Source organism: Spiroplasma endosymbiont of Glossina fuscipes fuscipes (assembly GCF_049669535.1).
Taxonomy (GTDB): domain Bacteria; phylum Bacillota_I; class Bacilli_A; order Mycoplasmatales; family Mycoplasmataceae; genus Spiroplasma.
In genome coordinates this window covers 1,295,968-1,315,794 of the sequence record NZ_CP187162.1, presented here as the reverse complement: position 1 = coordinate 1,315,794, position 19,827 = coordinate 1,295,968, and the positions used below count along the sequence as shown (strand labels likewise).

The following is a 19,827-nucleotide window of genomic DNA, read 5'->3' as shown; positions in this document are numbered from 1 at the left end:
GAAAGTACCGGAAATAATTTAAAAAAAGCAAAGGTATGAGAGCAGATGGACAAATTAATTTTTACATTTTTTGGGTTTAAATATATTGATTTAGCATTATTAATTTTTATTGCTAAAATATTAGTTTTTTTTGCGGTTCTTTATCTTGCTTCATATATTACTAATCTTTCTGTTTTAAAAATAAAAGTTAAAAAAACCTTGGCAATTATTTTTTTAGTTATAATTCAAATTAGTTTTTATTTTTTATTAAATATGTCACGATTACTAATTATTCATAATTTACTACATTTAATGACCTTTACTATTAGTTGATGAGTTTTAATAGGCAAGCATCATTTTCCAAATTATTATACTGATTCCATAATATGTATTGTTTCTATTGTTTTTGAATTTATCCTAATTGCAGTGTATGCAATTGACAAAGTTAAAGTTAGAACAGGTGATAGTGTTGTTATTTTTGGGTTTTTAGGTTTTGTTTCAGTTATTGTAACATTATATTTTTTCAGACAACTGTGAACAAAATATTTAAAAATAATCTTAATTAATAAGATTTTAACTTACATTAATTCAATGAAAGCAATTCATAGTGATTTGTTTGAAAATAATCTATCTGTTGTGTTGTTTTCACAAAGTGTTTTTGTATTGTTTTCAATTGCTTTTTCAGTTGATAGTTTAATTATGATTCATAAGATTTTATTAATTTTCAAAAAACATAACATTAAACAAAACTTTAACTTTGTTTTATTAATCGAATTAGATAATATTATTAAATGGTTGCAAATGTATATGTTGGTTAATAAACGTAGTGAAAAAGAATTAAAAATCATTGTTAATGGTTATCAACGGGAGTTATTAAATTAGAATGTTCTCGGGTAGTTATTTTTAATTAAATAAAAGTTTTTATTGATAGTAGAGAGTGTAAAGGAAATAAAGAAATGAAAAAACTTTTAACTATTTTAGGGAGCTTTGTTTTAACTAGTTCAGCGGCTTTGAGTGGTACAGTATGTCAGAATCAACCTTCTGGGGTAAAGCCAGACAATGATTCAAATACTAAGCATGATCAAGTAGATGATCCAACTACTGTTAAAGATCCTGTCCAAGCGGCAAAAACTAAAATTATTAATAAATTAAATCGTTTTTCTGAATTAACGCTGATGATTATTGATAGTAATGATTTTCAAACAGTTAATGCTGATGATGCTTTTAATATTTTAAAAAATAATTTTACTGAATTTGGTGATGATTTAATATTAAAACAAACTAATTTTAGTAAAATTGAAGTTGTTGATGAATCAGTAATGCATTGTGGGCAACTGGAGTTAACTGCTGATTTTAAGGGAGAAGAATTAGTTAATCCGAAAACAGAAGATAATAATTTTGCTGTTGCGGTTACTACTAATGATTTGAAATTAACTAACGAAACAATTCAAAAATTAAATCAAAGTTTAACAATTATTTTTTCAAAAATGGACCTTCCAATTTCGGGAAGTAGTTTATCAATTGAAACTATTTTAGGCATAGTTACTCAGGTTGGTTTATTTGATAATTTACCAACTGTTATTCCAACAAAATTTAATAATAGTGATTTAAATTGAAGAAAATGACAAAATTTTATTAATTTATTAACTAATTTACCAGGTGTTGGTGATTTCCTAAAAGATGGAGCAATTGATAAAACAATAGAACAAAATATTATTATTGGAACAACAGCAACAATTACGATTAAAGCAAAATATCTTGATATTCTAAATAGTTTAGCATCAGATATCATTCATTTTCGTAATTTTGTAGTTGAACAACGCCAACAACAAAAATCACAAAATTTATTGTTACTATTAATTCAATATTTATTTGATACACCACGAAATATTAATGATGATGGTTTTCTAGATGTTAATAAAGATATTGATAGTAATAATGGTGGCAAAATTAAATTTGGTACTAATTTAGAACGTATTTTACATAATTTATTTGATGGTTGAAAAAACAAAAGTAATGAGTGATCGGCTGTTAGGACACCAATTTCAGTTGTGATTGCGGTAAAAGTGCTTTTTGTTACAACAACTATTAATATTAAATATGAGCAAATTCCGCCACGTTGATACCAAGTAACATCAGGAACAGAAGGAATTATTGATATTCTTCCGGTAAAACATGTTAAATCTTTTATTAATCAATTATTTAATTATGATTTAAATTCAGATTTAAAATTAACAGCTCATATTGTTAAATGAGATTTTAATTTTTCAATTCCGCTGAGCAAAGAAATTCAACAATTAATTCCAACGATGTTAAAAATAAATGGTCACAGTGAAACAGCAATTGCTAATAGTAAGGTTAAATTAACTAGTGGTAAATGGCATATTGAATATCAAGATCAACCAAATGGTGAATGAAAATTAGCCAATGGTGTTGATGATTTAGCAACAGCATTTGATGTGCGAATTAACATTGATGGTATTGGTTTTACTGTAAAATCAATTAATGATAAGACAATTTTATTTAAAACAACCAATGAAGATTTACATATGATTTTTATTCCGGATATTAACTCAAAAATTTTAGGGTCATAATTTTTGAGAAAGTTGCTATAGATTTCTTTTAAGTTAAACAGGGATAAATAATAAATATAAATGACTTTGGTATTATTACCAAAGTCATTTTTTAAATTATTGCATTTTTAATTTATAATCAGTATAATTTAATATAATTATGAATAGTAAAAAATGGAGGCTCTATATGAAGAAGATTAGTTTAATTTGTTCAGCGGGGATTAGTACTAATCGAATTTTAGATAAGATTAATGATGTTATTGCAAAAAATAATTATGATATGCAGTTTTTTGCAATAACGCCAGAAGAATTAGAAAATGATGATTATGATATTATTTTATTAGCCCCGCAAGTTGAATATTTAACAACAAAAATTAGAGCTATTTTAAAAAATAGTAAAGTTGTTGTGTTACCATCTGAATTATATATTAACAATGATTCAGAAGGGATTATTAATTTTGTTAATACATTATTTGATTAGATTAAGCAAAATAATGCAAAGATAGTCTTTGCATTATTTTTATCAAACTTTTTATTTATTTATTTTATACAATAAAAATATTTTTTATATAAAAACCATATCCCTTCCTTTTTATGTTAAAATATATGTGTATTATTTTTGACTAAAGAAAGAGTGGTGATATTTCTATGCTTGGACAACAGGAACAGTCCGGAACCAGTATGGACCGGTTAACGAGGGGTATTAATTTTAATAAAAGTAATACATTATTATTTAATATTGTTTTTGACCATCAAAGAGATAATCACCGTAATTGTGCATAATTGCTAAATTTTTTGCTTGCGTTAATTTATCTTCTTATTTTGTTGTGTCAAGAAACAAAGTAGGAAAGGAAGCAGAATATGTTTGGGAGAGATAGAACAAAAGAAGCTTTATTAAAGAAGCTGAATTTTAATGATAAAAAATTAAAATCATGTTCAAAACTGAACCAAACTGAATTATTAACTAAATTCAAAGATAATCAGTTTGGGGTAAAAACTACTGATGTAGAAAATTTACAAAAAGAATATGGATATAATAAAGTAGATACGACAAAATTCAACTGAGTTTTAAATTTCTTTAAATCATTTTTTGGACCATTTAACTTAGTTTTAATGGCAATTAGTGTTTGAAACTTTTATGAATTTTTCTCTACTCCTGTTGCTGAACGGGGAATTGCTGATGTTTTACCAGCAATTATTGTTGCAATAATGATTTTTGCAAGTGGGACAGTTGTTTATATTCAAACGATTAAAGCCCACTTTGTCACAAAAAAATTAATTAGTATTGTAAGCAATAAGGCAATGGCGATTCGTGATATTGAAGGATATGGGAACATTAATCATAATAATATGTTTGAACTAATTAAAAAAGGAGAAGATATTGATGTTCGTGATTTGGTGCCTGGTGATTTGGTTTACTTATCAAGTGGGGATATGGTTCCTGCGGATGTTCGAATTTTAGTTAGCCGAAATTTATTTATTAACCATGCTTCACTAACGGGAGAATCAATGCCAATTGAAAAACATGCAATAACAAGTAATTCTAATTTATTAGAATTAGAAAATATTTGTTTAATGGGGACAAGTGTTGTTTCAGGAAGTGCAATTGCAATGGTGATTCAAACTGGAATTAAAACATATTTTTCATCAATTTCAAGTGCATTACAAGAAAAACGCCCACTAACAAATTTTCAAACAGGAGTACAACGGGTAACATTTTTATTAATTATGTTTGTGTTAATTATGGCCCCAATTATTTACCTAATTTATTCGGGAACTAAAAATGATTGATTGGGGGGACTTACATGAACAGCAGCGGCAGCAGTTGGAATTGTTCCAGAAATGTTGCCAATGATTGTGACAAGTAACTTAGCACGGGGAGCTCGGAAAATGAGTCGGAGTAAACTTGTTTTTAAAAATTTAGGAGCAATTCAAAATTTAGGAGCAATTGATGTTTTATGCACGGATAAAACCGGAACATTAACAAATGATAAAATTGAGTTAATTAATTATGCAAGTTTAGATAATAAAAAAGAAACAAATTTATTGAAACTTTTATACTTAAATAGCTACTTTCAAACTGGAATTAAAAATCCATTAGATACAGCAATTATAGATCATGTTAAGGATAGTTCACATTATTTTACTCCTGATAAATATCAAAAAATTGATGAAATTCCTTTTGATTTTGAACGTCGTCGCTTAACAATAATTGTTAAAAACGAGGAGGAAACAAAATTAATTTCAAAGGGAGCAATTGAAGAAATTATTAATGTCTCAAATAAAATCTACTATCAAAATAAAATTGTTGATTTAGATGATGAAATGAAAAAACAAATTACTAGTACTGTAACGCGTTTGAACAATCAGGGATATCGTGTTTTAGGAATTGGTTATAAAGTTGTTAATGATGATAAAAAAGCATATAGTATTAGTGATGAGAAAGATTTAATTTTTTATGGATATGTAACATTTTTAGATGTACCTAAACCATCAGCAGCAAAAATGGTAAAAGTATTAGCGGCTCGTGGTGTTGATTTAAAAATTTTAACAGGGGATAATGCTGCTGTAACTCGTTCAATTTGTGACCGTGTTGGAATGCAAATTAAAGGGATTATTTCTGGAGAAGAATTAGACAAATTAACTGATTATGAATTAAAACGTGCCGTTGAAATTAATAATGTATTTGTTAAACTAAATCCAATTGAAAAATCAAGAATTATTGCTTTATTAAAAGCTAATAATCACGTTGTTGGTTTTATGGGTGATGGAATTAATGATGTTCCTGTCTTACGACAAAGTGATATTGCAATTTCAGTTAATAATGCAACTGATGTTGCTAAAGAAGCATCAGATATTATTTTATTAGAAAAATCATTAGATGTAATTGAACATGGAATTGAACAAGGACGTTTAACATTTGGAAATATTTTAAAATATATTAAAATAACAATGGCGTCACAATTTGGAAATGTTTTTTCCTTAATTGTTGTGGCATGATGAATACCATTTACTCCGATGCTGCCAGTACAAATGTTATTCCAAAATTTAATTTATGATTTTTCACAGTTTGCAATTGTGTTTGACCGGGTTGATGAAGATTTCTTATTACAACCACAGCGTTGACGAACAAAGGGAATGCTGTCGTTTACCTTTGTTAATGGTCCGATTAGTAGTGTCTTTGACATAATTACCTTTGTTATTTTAGGTTATGGCTTTGGTGTCTTTAATGCATATGTTGCTGATCCAAATTCAGCAAATGCTGCTTACCATGTTGCCATTTTCCAATCAGGATGATTTATTGAAGGCTTAATTACACAATCAGTAGTAATGTTAATGTTCAGAACAAAACAAATTCCATTTATTCAATCAAGACCAACTTGACCAGTTAATGTGTCAACAGCGCTTGTTATGGTGTTGGGATTCTTAATTCCATATGTCTTTAACAATGTCTTTCCGATGACCGCCCCACCATTGGTATATATTCCAATTGTTTTGGGTGTCATTGCGGCATATTGTATTACCGCACAATTGTCAAAAGTTGGTTATATTAAAGTGGTTAAAAATTGATTATAAAATAGTATAATGAAGTATTTAGAAGGAATGTGTTAATAAAATTAACAATTCCTTTTATTTTTTATTGGAATTATCATTTTAATGTTAAAATTTTAAATATACTTGTGTTAAAATTTTGATATTAAATAATATACTAAAAATTATTATTTAGCGTTTCATAATTTTGAGAACTGAAAAATAAATTAATGGAAAGGGTGAGATTGAATTATGCAGAAGAAGGCTGCTCAAAAATATGGATTTTTTATGTGTTTTTGTATGGTTGTTGGAACAGTTGTTGGAACGGGAATCTTCTTTAAAAATGAGGGTGTTTATGGATTAACAAATGGTAATGGAATTTTAGGATTAATTGCTTGAATTATTGGGGGTGTGATGGCACTTTCATTTGGATTGTCATTTATGGAAATTTCATCAGCAAAACAAGATTCTAATTCAGGAATTGCCTTATATGCAAAATTATTTGGTGGGCAACGTTTTGGCCGTGTTGTACGAAATGCAATGAATCATATTTATATTCCCTTAACTACTTTTACTGTAGCTTATTATACAACAAAAGCATCAATTTGAGCTTTTGGTGGTGGATTAGATGCTGAAATTGCGTTTAGTTCAAGGGTTGGTGGTTATGGAAATTATCAATTAATTTTAACTTTTTTTGCAATTTTTTATACTATTTTATTAATGTATATTTGTACTTATTTAGAAAAAACTGGGAAATATATCCAAATGACAACAGTTGTTTTAAAGTTAATTCCGTTAGTTTTAGTTGGTTTAATTGGAATGTTCTTTTTTAAAAATGATCCAAATGCTTTTAGTGAATCGGGCTTAGGGGATCCTGACAAATATAAGTTAGTATCAAATAAAAGTGGATTTGAAATGATTTTAATGGCTTTACCGGGGATTTTATTTTCATTTGATGGGTTTTTATCAACAACATATATTCAAAAAGATGTTAAAAAACCAGAACGTAATATTCCATTAGCATTGGTACTAGGATTAACATCAGTGACGATTCTTTATCTAATTGTTTCAATTGGAACTTTAAACTTAGATTCTAGTGGAAGTGTTGCTGCTGTTGCCGGAAAGATTTTTAGTAATCCTGTTACGAACAAAGTTTTTGAACGGGTTATCTTTGTCTTTATTTTAATTAGTGCTTTTGGAACTTTAAATGGCTATAGTTTTTCAATGGTAAAATTAAGTCGGTCATCAATTGAGGATAATTTTATTATTGGGGCAAAATGGTGTAATAAAATTGTTGCCAAACGTAGTCTTAATTTAGCAAATTTTGTTGCTGCAGTCATCATAACATTAGTATGGGGACTAATTATGGGAATTCCAACTGTTTTTGCAAAAGAGACTTATAATTTTTATGATTTTATTAGTAATGCTGGTGTTGTTATGGCCTTTTTGATGTATGGAGCAATTATTGGCTTAGGAATTTACAATTGTTATCATCAGCGGATTAAAACAACTAAGAATTGATATTTTATCCCGGCAGCTATTATTAGTGTGATTTGTATTGTAACAATTATTAGTTATAATGTTTATTCATATTTCTTAAATGCAATTGTAATGTTAGAGAAAACAGGACCAATTTTAGCAATTGTTTTATTAATGCTAATTTTAGTTTTACCATGACTTGGGTTATGAATGAAAGACAATGAAACAAAAGGGAAAAATATTAGGACCATTAAAAGCATAGATTACCAAAATAATGGTGATAATAAAAATATTAGTGTTGACACAGATGATGATAATATTGAAGAAATTAAAGATAATAAAACGTAGGTAACAAAAAAAGTAAACATATTTTCTTAGATATGTTTTTTATTGGTAATAAAGTCCCCTTTCGATAGGGGGAATAAATCTTTTTAATAGGGGAGTTTTTGGTAGTTTATTCGTTAAAAAAGACAAGAATTAATTTTTTATGTAGAATCCCCTACATAATAGCAATAAAAAGAATAAGTAATATTACTGTTAAAATTAGAATTACTTTTTATTGTTTTAGTGATATAATAAAAATATAAATTTTATTATGTAAATTGTAAATACAAGTGCAACAAATCTATTAACTAAATAATAACATAAAATAAAAAATATTTTTTGTAAAATTAACATAATTTACTAAATTATGATATTATATCTCTATGTTAATAAAGGAACTATTTTATGAAAAAAGAAATAATTATACCAAAAAATGTAAATAAAGAAGGAACTGAAATTAATTTTACTAAAAGAAACATAGAATATTATGGTAAAAAAATAAGTTTTAAGGATGAAATGGGAAATTTTAATTTTATTACTCAATCTGAAATAGATTTTTTCAAAAATTATTATTACTTGCATTTAATATTAAACCAACCAACAAAAAATTTTGAAAATTATTAAGAAGATTGTTTTATAACATTATTTATTAACATGATTTCTAAAAATTCTAAAATAAAAACAAAAGAAGAATTATCTATTTTTTTGGAAAATAAGTTATCAAAACAAAGTTATAATTTTAAATGAATTTTAACAATTATTGGTTCTGAGTATTCTAATATTAGAAATAATATACTTATAATTTTTGATACTTTAGCTAATAGTACAAAATTTTATTAGAATGATAAATATAGCATTTTTATTCGAAACAAATAAATTAACAAAAGAAACCGAAGATAAGATTTTAGATAAAGTTTGACTTAATCTAAAAGATGATAAATTGTTAAAAACAAAAGAAGATATTAACAAAAATTTTTATGATAGTTTTGATGAAAATGAAATTAAAATTTGAAATCAAAATTATAATGATTTGCAAAAAATCAGAAATATTCTTCAACATCCTACAAAAGTATATCAACCAAGTATAAAAAATATTGCATATGAATATTATTCACTTGAATATTTTGAAGAAAACAAAAAGTTAAAATACAAATATATTGAGGCTAATCGCTTAGGAATACAATCTGTTTTAAATGATAATGAAGAATATAAGATAAATTTAAAACATCAGAAATACGATATATTTAAAATACTTATTAATTGTTTAAAATTAATTTTTAAACATATTGATTCATATAATTAAAAAATTTAGAAAAGTTATAAATAAATAGATTAAACCTGAATTATTTCTACAAATTTAATAGTTATTTAAAAAAATGAATAAATAAACTTTTTGCTGAATTTCAATTTAAACATGGTCTTGGTCTTTCATTTATTATATTAGCTATTTCATCATAATATTGTTGTGAATAAATATCTAAATCTATTCCTTTAGGAAATCAATGTCTTAAATCACGATTAATCCGTTCAACAATAGGTTTTTGAGAAAATACTTTTAATAACTCTAATTACTTCGTTTGGTGTCTTATCTTTTAACTTTTTTACAATTTCAAATTTAGTTAATTGTTCAGTTAAAACCAAACAAACAGATTTCAAATCTTTGCCAACTATTGTATCCATTTCAAATCAGCCAAATTCATTTTTATTATGTTTAGCTTCTGCAATAGTTCTAAAACTAGTTAATTTACCACGATTATTAATAGTTTGCTTACTCTTGTTTTTTTGACCATGAAAGTATAAATTACGTTTATTTAAACCAAATAAACCAAGAAAAATATACTTATATAAAGTTTTAAACATACAGGAAATTTAATACCAAATTCACGTTTATATTGATAACAAATAATCTCTGGGGATCAATGAAATTTATTAAATTTTTCATCTAATCACATTAATTGGTGATATGAAAATTTAATATGTTTGACTGATTTTTTACGATTTTTAAGATACTTTTTATGAGCTTTAACAGCATTATAATACTTTGCATTATAAAAACGATTAATTTCACGTAAAATAGTACTTTGATGTTTATCCATTGCTTTTGCTATTTTAGATAAATTTGGTTTACCATTTTTCTTTTGAAATAGTTTTGATACTAATAACTGACTTAATATAACACGTTCATTAATACTGAAATGCTTATAATTCATTATTAAATACCTTTCTAAAATTTTTTGTTATAATTATTACAAGTTTTTAATAAAGGTAGGAATAAGTTGAAAATGAAAAAGTTACTAAGTATTTTAGGGGTATGTGGACTAGTTGGAATGTCAGCAAATTTAACAGCTTGTGATAAACCTAATAATAATGAAAACGGTAACGGTAATAAACCTGATAAACCTTGAATTCCACAACAACCACCAGAAAATAGTAATTGAAAGTTAATAACATCTGTTATTGGTGAAGGAAATACTGGTAAAACTTATATTGGTATTTTTGGAAGTAAAACAAACTGAAATATTATAGATTGAAAAGGAATTGAAGGAGAAGGAAAATGACATTTATATGAGTATAAATCAATTTATCGTTGAGATGGTGAAGGTGAGCCTGAAATACCAACAGTTGACAATAAAACAGGAAAAATTACAGATTGAAAAGAATAAAAGGAACTTAATAGTTCCTTTTTAAATTAATCGTACAAATTTCATAAATATAATTAATAGGAATATATTTGTTATTGTGTTATATAATGCTGGACTAAATTTTCATACCTCAAATGTTTGATTAAAAAAACTATATATTGTTTGAAAAATCTTACCAACGCCACTTGCTAATTCATTCATTTGCTTAACACCTGGAATATTATTAACAATTCAAATTGCCGCATTTCGAATATGACATGCTAAGTTATATCAACTACAACTTTCATATTGTGCTTGTCATCATTGACCGTCAGGGAATAATTCACCATTATTAATTTCTTGTCAGTTATAGATTCCAAAATTAAAATCATAATATCGATACATATCATTTTCTTTTTGAGCTTGTAATTCAAAAACATTATAATCAATTTTTTGTTCTTCAATTTTTTTGTATTTTAAACCATATTTATCTTTTAAAGCACCTTCAAAAACATAACCCTCATTTTGATTAATATTATAGTCATTTGCAACTGAAAAATCATAATTAAATACATTACCATAATTTGTATTATAAAACCGATTTTTAAACGCTGAATATAATTTAATATCTAATTTCTTGTATTTATCTGAAAAATAAAAGTAACGTGGATAAATTTTAAAACCATTATTAGCTAACAAACCATATTTTTTATTATATCCTTGTACATAAGTGTTATTTTCTAAATCAAAAATGGTTCGTAAATAATCTTTATAAAAGTTTTGCGAAACCGTAAACATACTATTTAATAATTTTTCAAATTGAGTTTTATTAGTATTTTTTTCGTCAATTAAAACATCTCTAAAATTAACTAACTTTAAACCAAAAAAGTTAATTAGAACAGTATTATATTGTAAATTATCAATATAACCACTTTCAATAAAATTACTACGATTTTGAAACACTGGCACCAACGCATGCGCAAAAAAGCTTTTAAAAATTTATTAATATTAATTTGACCTTTCATCTGTTCAAAAACTATTTTACCAGTATTAGGAGTATTACCTTGATAATAATTATATGTTTCAGCACTAAAATTAAATATATTTTCTTTTTCTTTCATAAAAAAATAAAAAACCTAAATCATCAGTATATCGATAACTATTGTAATCACTACCATTTCAATATTGTTTTAGGTGTGTTAACTCTAAACTCCCAGCAATAATATTTTTCTTTTCATCAATCGTTAAAATCATCCGATAAATTGATTTTTTAGTTAAAATAGTACCAGTACTAGCTTTATCTAAATTATTAATAATTTCAAAATCAAATATTATTCTTTGACTACCTAAATTTGGATCATCATAATCGGGGTTACCACCTTGCTGAACTCGAATATTTTCTTGCACAATAGCATTAATATACTTTAATAAAAAAAGAACGAGTATTTTGATATTGATTGTCAGTCCAAAAACTAGGATTGCCATTATTGTCAACTGTTGGTATTTCAGGCTCACTTTCACCATCTCAACGATAAATTGATTTATACTCATATAAATGTCATTTTCCTTCTCCTTCAATTCCTTTTCAATCTATAATATTTCAGTTTGTTTTACTTCCAAAAATACCAATATAAGTTTTACCAGTATTTCTTTCACCAATAACAGATGTTATTAACTTTCAATTTTGATGAACCAGATTAACTATTTGTAAATTATCAGCATACTTTTCTAATTTATTAATAACTTCAACAGTATTAAAATACTTAGCAAAAGAATAAGAAAAATTAGTTAATTCTTTTAAAAATTGTCTCTTATCAACATCATAAAACTTATCAATGTTATATTGTTTAGCATAAGTATCTCAATTTTTATATAAGTCCATAAATTGATCACTAGGCTTATCGAATGAAATTCCGGTAGAATAACTATCTTTTAAAAAATCTAAATATCATTTATCATTATAAATTAATGATTGTGATGTTTTTAATGTTGGGTTAATAAAATAATTTGTTTCTGATCAGTTTTCAAAAAAACTACTGCGTAAAAACATTGTATTAATAAAATCAGTTTCATTTATTCCAGTTGCTTGTTGTTCAATGTTATAAGTTTGTTGATTTAATGGTTTAAAAGCCGTTAAAGTGATAAAAGGAATCACTAAACTTAAAATAACTAAAATAAATATTGAAAATAAAGATATTGTCTTTTTCATATTTAATGACTCCTAACTATACAATGTTTTTGAAACAATAAAACCTAAAATATATAAACTTGATATTGCAAGCATTAATGGGTGAGAAAATAAGATTGCCATTTTGCCAAACAACGAAAGTAACCAAGTATCTGAATTATATAGATCCATAATAATGTTTTTTGCTGATGTAAGTTGATTTATAATAACTGTTATAAAACCTGTACCAAAAATAGCGATTGCTGCAACTAATAAAACTAATCTAATCATTATTTATTCACTCTCCGGTATCCTTGTTCTCTCGTTTTTGCTTGCTTAGCCAAATTTGATAATTGTTGTTTATTACGATTATTTTTAAATTGTTTACGTTCTTTAACATGTTTTTGTATACCTTGTTTAGTATCTGAAACTCCACGAGTTGTTGCAGAATATAATTTTGATGTACTATTTTGAACAGTTGAACCTAATTCATTATATTGCGTCGATGTACCATGTATTGCATAAATTGATAATTTAATAACCATAAAAAAGATTATAAAATAAGCAATCGTTGTATTTGTCATTGGTAATTTTGTGTTTCAAATTACATCAAAAATAAAACTAAAAATTTTATCTCAATTACTACTTTCTGACAACAAATTAATCATTTTTACCACTTCCTTTTTTTATTTTTTTTAAAAATTCAATTATATAAATTAAAAAATTAGATAAAACATTTCATATTAACAAATAACCTATACACATTAAATTTCCAATAAAACCTAATTTTTTTATTAAAAATTTTAATTCATTTATATTTACAAAATATAATAGAAGTAGTCCTAGTAAATTTATCAAAATATAAATTATTATTTTTCATCAATTTAATTTTAAAAATTTAAATTTATTTTTCATATTAAAAACCTTTCTGTAAGATTGGAGAAGACTTATTTTGGAAAAATTAATACATATATTTGACATTATTTGAATAGAAATTATTGTTGCAGGGATTATTAATGCAATAGTAATAAATTGAATACCTAATGAAAACAATAAAATAGAAACATTAATACATTTTATTTTGCAAATTTTAAATTGAGGAATACAATTCCAGGATTTAAAAGCAGCAATAATAATTAAACATCAAATAATACTTTTAATTATTCAAATTTTATATGTAATTATATGAGCATGAATAAGAATATATAATTGAAATAAATAATTTAATTATTCACTATTATGTTCTTTTTAGGTTTCAAATTTTTCTTTAAAAGGCATCGTGTAAGTGAAGTGCAACAAATCAACTCAGAAAGGGGTTAATTTTTTATTGAAAAGAAACATTATTTTATTTTGCGGTCCTTAGTAACTAGGTATGGGAAAGATAATGTTATTAATACTGTTAATAACATTGTAATTAATAATGAAAAAGAAGATGAATAAATTATCCGCGTAATTTATTAGCGGTAATTTATTCAATATTGTTTATTTTGAGCGTAGCGAACACGCGAAGCGTGTCGCAAAATTAGATTTTTAGGAGGATTAAATTATGCCATTTTGATTAACGACAATATTTAGTGTTGTTATTATATTAGGGATTTTTGTTTGAATTGGTTTATCAATTTATCAAAAAATTCGCCAAATTCGAGGTAAGAAAAAAGATAAAAAAGAAATTGAAAACAAGGAGGATAAGAAATAATGTTAGGGATGTATTTAACAACAGCAATTAATTTTTTAGCAGTTGGTGATAAGCCTACTATTTCAGATGGAATGGGTTCGATTTGAAGTGGTTTAGGACAAGCAATGATGAAAGTTAAAGAAGCAATTTATGCTGTATTACCACAATTAATGACCTTTTTAGGTGATGCGTGAATTATTTTAATTCCATTTGGTATTTTTGTTATTGTTAAGATTTTAAACTTTTTCCGTGTTATGGTTAAAGGATTTTAATATTTAGTATAACTGATTATATATTTTAGCTGTGGCACACTAACTTTGTTATGTGATTTTATTAAATAATTTTATTGTTTATTTTTACACTATACACTGTTTACAAATTTATTTTTTAATAAACTTTATTATTGTTAATATTGGAATAATAAAAATTCCTATTATACATATAAGTTTAACTATATTTTCTATAGTGGATAAATCTATATTGTTTATTTTTCATAATATTGAGTCTATTATGAAAAATATTTTTTTAGTAGGATTTAATAAAAATAAGAATATTTCTATTAAAGGTCATATTAGTAATAGATTTGGAAAATAAATTTTTATAATATTTTTTATAAATACACCTACTTTCTTTAAAATTTGTAAACAGTGTATAGTGTAAAAATATCAATTTAATTATAAATTATTAATTTTATATTTTAATAAATATTGGATAGGTTACAATAACTTGGACCATATTTATGTAGACTGTAAAAAATAAGCTAAAATTATTAGGAAAGCAGGAATATAAAAATGGCAAAAAACCAGTACACCGATGAATTCAAGAAACAAATCGTAATGTTATATAAAAATGGTAAAAGTAATATTGAAATTGTTAACGAATATAAAATTTCAAAGGCAGTTCTTTATCAATGAGTAAAAAAATTTGAGAATTCTGGTTCTTTTAAAGCTAAAGACAATCGCTCTGTTGAAGAAAATGAACTTATTCAGTTGCGAAAAGAAAACAAACAATTACGAATGGAAAATGATATTTTAAAGCAAGCAGCACTGATAATCGGCAAAAAGTAATATTAATTACTAACAATAAAGACAAATATTCAGTGAGGAAAATGTGTCAAATATTAAAAATAGCAAAATCAAAGTATTATTATCAAATTAATAAGATCACTAAAACTGAAATTAATATTTATGAAAATGAAGTTATCAGTGCATTTAAAGAAAGCTATAAAGTTTATGGTGCTAGAAAAATTAAAATTATTTTAGCAAGAAAGAACATTATTTTATCTCGACAAAAAATTAGAAGAATTATGGCAATAAATAATTTAGTATCAAAATATACTAAATTAAAATATCGCAATCATAAATCTCCTGTAAATAATGATCAAATTAGTAATATTCTAAATCGTGAGTTTAGTAATAAAAGACAAAATGAAGTTATTGTGAGCGATTTAACCTATGTTCAAGTTGGTTCAAAATGACATTATATTTGCTTACTAATTGATTTATTTAACCGTGAAGTAATTGGCTATAGCGCTGGAACAAATAAAACTGCTGAACTAGTTCAGCAGGCATTTTATAAAATAACATGACCACTAAATCAAATTAGGTTGTTTCATACAGATCGTGGTAATGAATTTAAAAATAAAATTATTGAAGAAATTTTATTAACATTTAATATTAAAAGATCATTAAGTGCAAAAGGTTGCCCTTACGATAACGCAGTAGCTGAAACAACCTATAAAGCTTTTAAAACTGAATTTATTAATGGTCGAAAATTTAAAAATTTAGAACAATTAAAGTTGGAACTATTTAATTTCATTAATTGATACAACAATATTCGAATTCATGGTAGTTTGAATTACTTAACTCCAGTTGAATTTAGAAATCAGAAGTCTACATAAAAAGTGTCCTAAAAAGTGTTGCCATTCCAACATGCTAGTTACAACCCATATAAACCAAGTTTATTAGAATTAGAAAATATTTGTTACACAGGAACTAGTGTTATTTCGGGAAGCGCCATTGCAATTGATGTTGGCGTTGGTCAAGATACATATTATGCGACAATTTCAAAAACATTACAAGTTAAGCCCCCAGAAAATAGTTTTAACCGTGGAATTAAAAGAACAACATGATTACTATTATCTTTTATGTTTGTAATGGTACCAATTGTTTTTGTTATTAATGGTGTTACGAAAAATGATTGATTAACAGCGTTATTATTTGCAATTTCTGTTGCAGTTGGGTTGACACCAGAGATGTTACCAATGATTGTAACTTCTAATTTAGCCCGTGGCGCAAGTCGGATGAGTAAAGCTAAAGTTGTTGTCAAAAAATTAGAAGCGATTCAAAATTTAGGAGCAATTGATGTTTTATGTACTGATAAAACTGGAACATTAACAAATGATAAGATTGAACTAGTTGATTATCAACTATTAGATAAGAAGAAAGATGATCGGTTATTAACGTATTTATATTTAAATAGTTATTTTCAAACGGGGTTAAAAAATCCCATGGATAAAGCAATTATTCATTATATTGATGAGCATCATTTATCAAATTTTAAAAATAATTATCAAAAAATTGATGAAATTCCGTTTGATTTTAATCGTCAAAAATTAACGGTTGTTGTTCGTGGCAAAGATGAACATCATACTTTAATTTGCGAAGGTGCAATTGAAGAAATTGTGAAAAATTGTACAAAGATTGAATATAATGGTCAAGTTGAAGATTTAACTGAAGAGCATTTACGAATGATTAATGCAACAACAGAACGAATGAATAGTCAGGGTTTACGTGTTGTTGGATTAGCATATAGTCATGGGCATGACGCTGATACTTATTTTTCATCAGCTGATGAAAAAGATTTAATTTTCTATGGTTTTGCTTCGTTTTTAGATCAACCAAAACCATCAGCGGCAAAGATGATTCAATTATTACGTAAAAATGGTGTTCAGTTAAAAATTTTAACTGGTGATAATGAACAAGTAACACGGGCAATTTGTGATCGTGTTCATTTAAAAATTAAGGGGGTTGTCACGGGTGATTATATTGAAAAACTAAGTGAATTTGAACTTCGTGATGTTGTTGAACAAAATAATGTTTTTGTAAAATTAAATCCATTGCAGAAAGCAAAAATTATTACTGCCTTAAAGCAAAATAAGCATATTGTTGGTTTTATGGGTGATGGTATTAATGATGCTCCGGTATTACGACAAAGTGATGTTGCCATTTCAGTTGATAATGCAACTGATATTGCGAAAGAAGTCTCAGATATTATTTTATTAGAAAAATCATTACTAGTATTGGAAAAAGGAATTGTTCAAGGACGACAAATTTTTGGAAATATTTTAAAATACATTAAAATTACCATTGTTTCTAACTTTGGAAATGTCCTAAGTATTTTAGTAGCATCAGCGTGGTTGCCGTTTCAACCAATGATGCCGATTCAAATTTTATTTCAAAACTTATTATATGATATGTCACAATTAGCGGTTGCTTTTGATAAAGTTGATGCTGATTTCTTATCAAAACCGCAAACATGGACGACAAAAGATATTTTACCATTTGTCTTTATTAACGGACCAGTCTCCTCAATTTTTAATATTTTAACGTTTGTTGTTATGGGCTACTACTTTGGTGTGTTAAGCAATCCACAGCATATTACTGCTGAACAAGTAACTTTATTCCAAACAGGATGATTTGTTGAAGGATTAGTAACACAAACTTTAATTGTTCAACTATATCGAACAAGAAAAATTCCATTCTTTCAATCAATGTCATCATGGCAACTATTGGTGGCAGGGGCTGCTGTTATTGCGGTGGGAATTGCTTTACCATACACATCATTGGGACCACAATTAAGTTTAGCGCCATTACCAGCAATGTACTTTGCTTGATTTGCCTTATTAGTGGGTGGTTACTGTTTTATGAGTCAGGGCGTCAAAGTATTGTATATTAAAATATTTAAACGATGATTATAGATTTACTAATTGTAAATCTATTTTTTATCAAATAAAAAAACATCTTGCCCTTGCAAGATGTTTAATGTTATCCTTTAAACATTTCAAATAATGTTTTAATCATCACACCAGTTCCACGACCATCGCTAGTGTCAGCTGTGCCAGCAATGTCTAAATGAAGATATGGTTTTTTTTCAACAAACTCACATAGGAAAGCGGCAGCAGTTGAACTTCCAGCAAAGCGTGAACTCTCAGCATTAGTTAAATCAGCAATTGGTGTTTTATGCATTACGGCAGTATGTTCTTCTAAGATTGGCATTCTTCAAATTCCTTCGTGTGCATTTGTTGCTGCATTAGCAAATTGATCATATCAACCATCATTATTAGCAAAGACTCCAGTTAATCACTTTCCTAAGGCAACTAGAATTGCGCCTGTTAAAGTTGATGCTTCAATTAGTTTGTCAACATTTAATTTACGAATTGCATAAGTAATTCCATCAGCTAATACTAATCTTCCTTCTGCATCGGTATTGTCAATTTGAACTGTTTTTCCGTTCATTGAAGTAACAACTGATTCAGTTAGCGTTGCTTTTCCCCCAATACGGTTTTCAGTTAAACAAGCAACAGCAGCAATATTTGTTTTAACTTGCGCTTTTGCTAAAGCTAAAACTGTTGAACAAACAATAGCTGCTCCAGACATATCAAATTTCATTCCTGTCATAGCATTTGAAGGTTTTAGATTATATCCACCACTATCAAAAGTAATTCCTTTTCCGATTAAACCAACTTTTTCCTTGTTACTACTATCACCGGTGTATTCTAAGACAACAACTCGTGGTTCTAAGTAACTACCAGCATTAACAGATAATAATAATCCCATTTTTTCCTTTTCAATTTCTTTTTTATCTAAAACAGTAACTTTTAAATTGGCAATTCCTTTAGCAGCATTTGTAATTTTTTCTGCAAAAATTTCTGGATACATTAAGTTTGGTGGTGTATCTTGTAACATACGGGCAAAATTAACAAATTCCATTTTAATTTTAATTTCTGCAAAAACAGTTGCTGCTTTATCACAATTATGAATTAAGTTAATTGTATAAGTTTTTGGTTCTTTTTTTGTTGTTTTCAAAGTATAACTATCATTTAAAGCATACAATGTTCCTTCTGCTAGGGCTTTAAAGATATGACTATTTGGTTCAGATCCTTTTTTAAAAGTATCAACCTCAATATTTAAATTATATTTTATTGTGCTCATAAATTTTTTAATAAAATCTTCTGCAGTTTTAAAAGTTAGTGCCTTTTCAAAATAAACATAAATTGTTTTTTGGTCTGAAATTAATGTTGTAACGCCATTTTCTTGCACAACCAATGGATTAATATCATCTCCCTTAAAGACTGCTTCTAATGTTAAATCTTGTTTTTTGTCATTTAATAATATCATTGTAAATTTCCCTCTTTCTATATAGATTATTATATAAGTATTATTATAACATTATCTAGGATAACGACAAAAATATTTT

The 19,827-nt window shown here is 26.2% G+C and carries 14 protein-coding genes and 3 pseudogenes; 12 read left to right on the top strand and 5 right to left on the bottom strand.

Features of this window, described 5'->3' with window-relative positions; all coding sequences use genetic code 4:
• Positions 1–45: 45 nt before the first annotated feature.
• The 7 genes from ACOBWH_RS07925 to ACOBWH_RS07895 all read left to right on the top strand — a co-directional run bounded on the left by ACOBWH_RS07925 (position 46) and on the right by ACOBWH_RS07895 (position 9,189).
• Entirely contained in the window at positions 46–861 is an 816-nt protein-coding gene (locus tag ACOBWH_RS07925; RefSeq protein WP_424526404.1) for a hypothetical protein, read from the top strand.
• Between the two features lie 74 nt (positions 862–935).
• The gene (locus ACOBWH_RS07920; protein ID WP_424526403.1) at positions 936–2,573 is read left to right on the top strand and encodes a lipoprotein; all 1,638 of its coding nucleotides are present in this window, start codon (positions 936–938) and stop codon (positions 2,571–2,573) included.
• Positions 2,574–2,739: 166 nt separating this feature from the next.
• A complete protein-coding gene (locus ACOBWH_RS07915; protein ID WP_070407132.1) occupies positions 2,740–3,033 on the top strand; it encodes a PTS sugar transporter subunit IIB in 294 nt (97 codons plus the stop codon).
• A gap of 380 nt (positions 3,034–3,413) precedes the next feature.
• Positions 3,414–6,128 carry a magnesium-translocating P-type ATPase gene (gene mgtA / locus ACOBWH_RS07910; RefSeq protein ID WP_424526402.1) on the top strand — a complete coding sequence of 905 codons (2,715 nt, stop codon included), beginning with the start codon at positions 3,414–3,416 and terminating at the stop codon, positions 6,126–6,128.
• A gap of 207 nt (positions 6,129–6,335) precedes the next feature.
• Positions 6,336–7,910, top strand: a complete 1,575-nt coding sequence (locus tag ACOBWH_RS07905; RefSeq protein ID WP_424526401.1) for an APC family permease — start codon at positions 6,336–6,338, stop codon at positions 7,908–7,910.
• Between the two features lie 381 nt (positions 7,911–8,291).
• Complete coding sequence (locus ACOBWH_RS07900) at positions 8,292–8,510, top strand: hypothetical protein (protein WP_424526400.1); 219 nt, start codon at positions 8,292–8,294, stop codon at positions 8,508–8,510.
• Between the two features lie 217 nt (positions 8,511–8,727).
• On the top strand, positions 8,728–9,189 hold the full coding sequence (locus tag ACOBWH_RS07895) for a hypothetical protein (protein WP_424526399.1): 462 nt from the start codon (positions 8,728–8,730) through the stop codon (positions 9,187–9,189).
• Between the two features lie 61 nt (positions 9,190–9,250).
• On the opposite strand, the pseudogene ACOBWH_RS07890 reads toward ACOBWH_RS07895, so the two are convergent.
• Positions 9,251–10,096 (bottom strand): annotated as a pseudogene (locus ACOBWH_RS07890) (IS30 family transposase).
• A 72-nt stretch (positions 10,097–10,168) separates the two neighbouring features.
• Here ACOBWH_RS07890 and ACOBWH_RS07885 point away from each other — a divergent pair.
• Positions 10,169–10,549, top strand: a complete 381-nt coding sequence (locus ACOBWH_RS07885) for a lipoprotein (protein ID WP_424526398.1) — start codon at positions 10,169–10,171, stop codon at positions 10,547–10,549.
• Between the two features lie 21 nt (positions 10,550–10,570).
• Here the strand turns inward: ACOBWH_RS07885 and ACOBWH_RS07880 are convergent.
• The 3 genes and pseudogenes from ACOBWH_RS07880 to ACOBWH_RS07870 all read right to left on the bottom strand — a co-directional run bounded on the left by ACOBWH_RS07880 (position 10,571) and on the right by ACOBWH_RS07870 (position 13,342).
• Positions 10,571–12,716, bottom strand: a pseudogene (locus ACOBWH_RS07880) (spiroplasma phage ORF1-like family protein).
• A gap of 12 nt (positions 12,717–12,728) precedes the next feature.
• On the bottom strand, positions 12,729–12,965 hold the full coding sequence (locus ACOBWH_RS07875; protein ID WP_424526397.1) for a hypothetical protein: 237 nt from the start codon (positions 12,963–12,965) through the stop codon (positions 12,729–12,731).
• Positions 12,965–13,342, bottom strand: a complete 378-nt coding sequence (locus tag ACOBWH_RS07870; protein ID WP_424526396.1) for a hypothetical protein — start codon at positions 13,340–13,342, stop codon at positions 12,965–12,967. Before ACOBWH_RS07870 ends, ACOBWH_RS07875 begins: the two co-directional genes overlap by 1 nt.
• A gap of 878 nt (positions 13,343–14,220) precedes the next feature.
• Between ACOBWH_RS07870 and ACOBWH_RS07865 the strand changes: the two genes are divergently transcribed.
• The 4 genes and pseudogenes from ACOBWH_RS07865 to mgtA (ACOBWH_RS07850) form a co-directional block, all read left to right on the top strand.
• A complete protein-coding gene (locus ACOBWH_RS07865; RefSeq protein WP_424526395.1) occupies positions 14,221–14,370 on the top strand; it encodes a hypothetical protein in 150 nt (49 codons plus the stop codon).
• A complete protein-coding gene (locus ACOBWH_RS07860; protein ID WP_126821177.1) occupies positions 14,370–14,621 on the top strand; it encodes a hypothetical protein in 252 nt (83 codons plus the stop codon). The genes ACOBWH_RS07865 and ACOBWH_RS07860 overlap by 1 nt, the downstream gene beginning before the upstream one ends.
• A 519-nt stretch (positions 14,622–15,140) precedes the next feature.
• Positions 15,141–16,249, top strand: a protein-coding gene (locus tag ACOBWH_RS07855) for an IS3 family transposase (protein ID WP_424526394.1) whose coding sequence is annotated in 2 segments (ribosomal slippage) — positions 15,141–15,381 and positions 15,381–16,249 — 1,110 coding nt in all. Because the reading frame shifts where the segments join, the coding sequence is not laid out codon by codon here.
• A 27-nt stretch (positions 16,250–16,276) separates the two neighbouring features.
• A pseudogene (gene mgtA, locus ACOBWH_RS07850) lies at positions 16,277–18,328 on the top strand (magnesium-translocating P-type ATPase); the annotation flags it as partial.
• A gap of 67 nt (positions 18,329–18,395) precedes the next feature.
• On the opposite strand, the gene ACOBWH_RS07845 reads toward mgtA (ACOBWH_RS07850), so the two are convergent.
• Positions 18,396–19,748, bottom strand: a complete 1,353-nt coding sequence (locus ACOBWH_RS07845) for a M17 family metallopeptidase (RefSeq protein ID WP_424526393.1) — start codon at positions 19,746–19,748, stop codon at positions 18,396–18,398.
• Positions 19,749–19,827 lie beyond the last annotated feature (79 nt).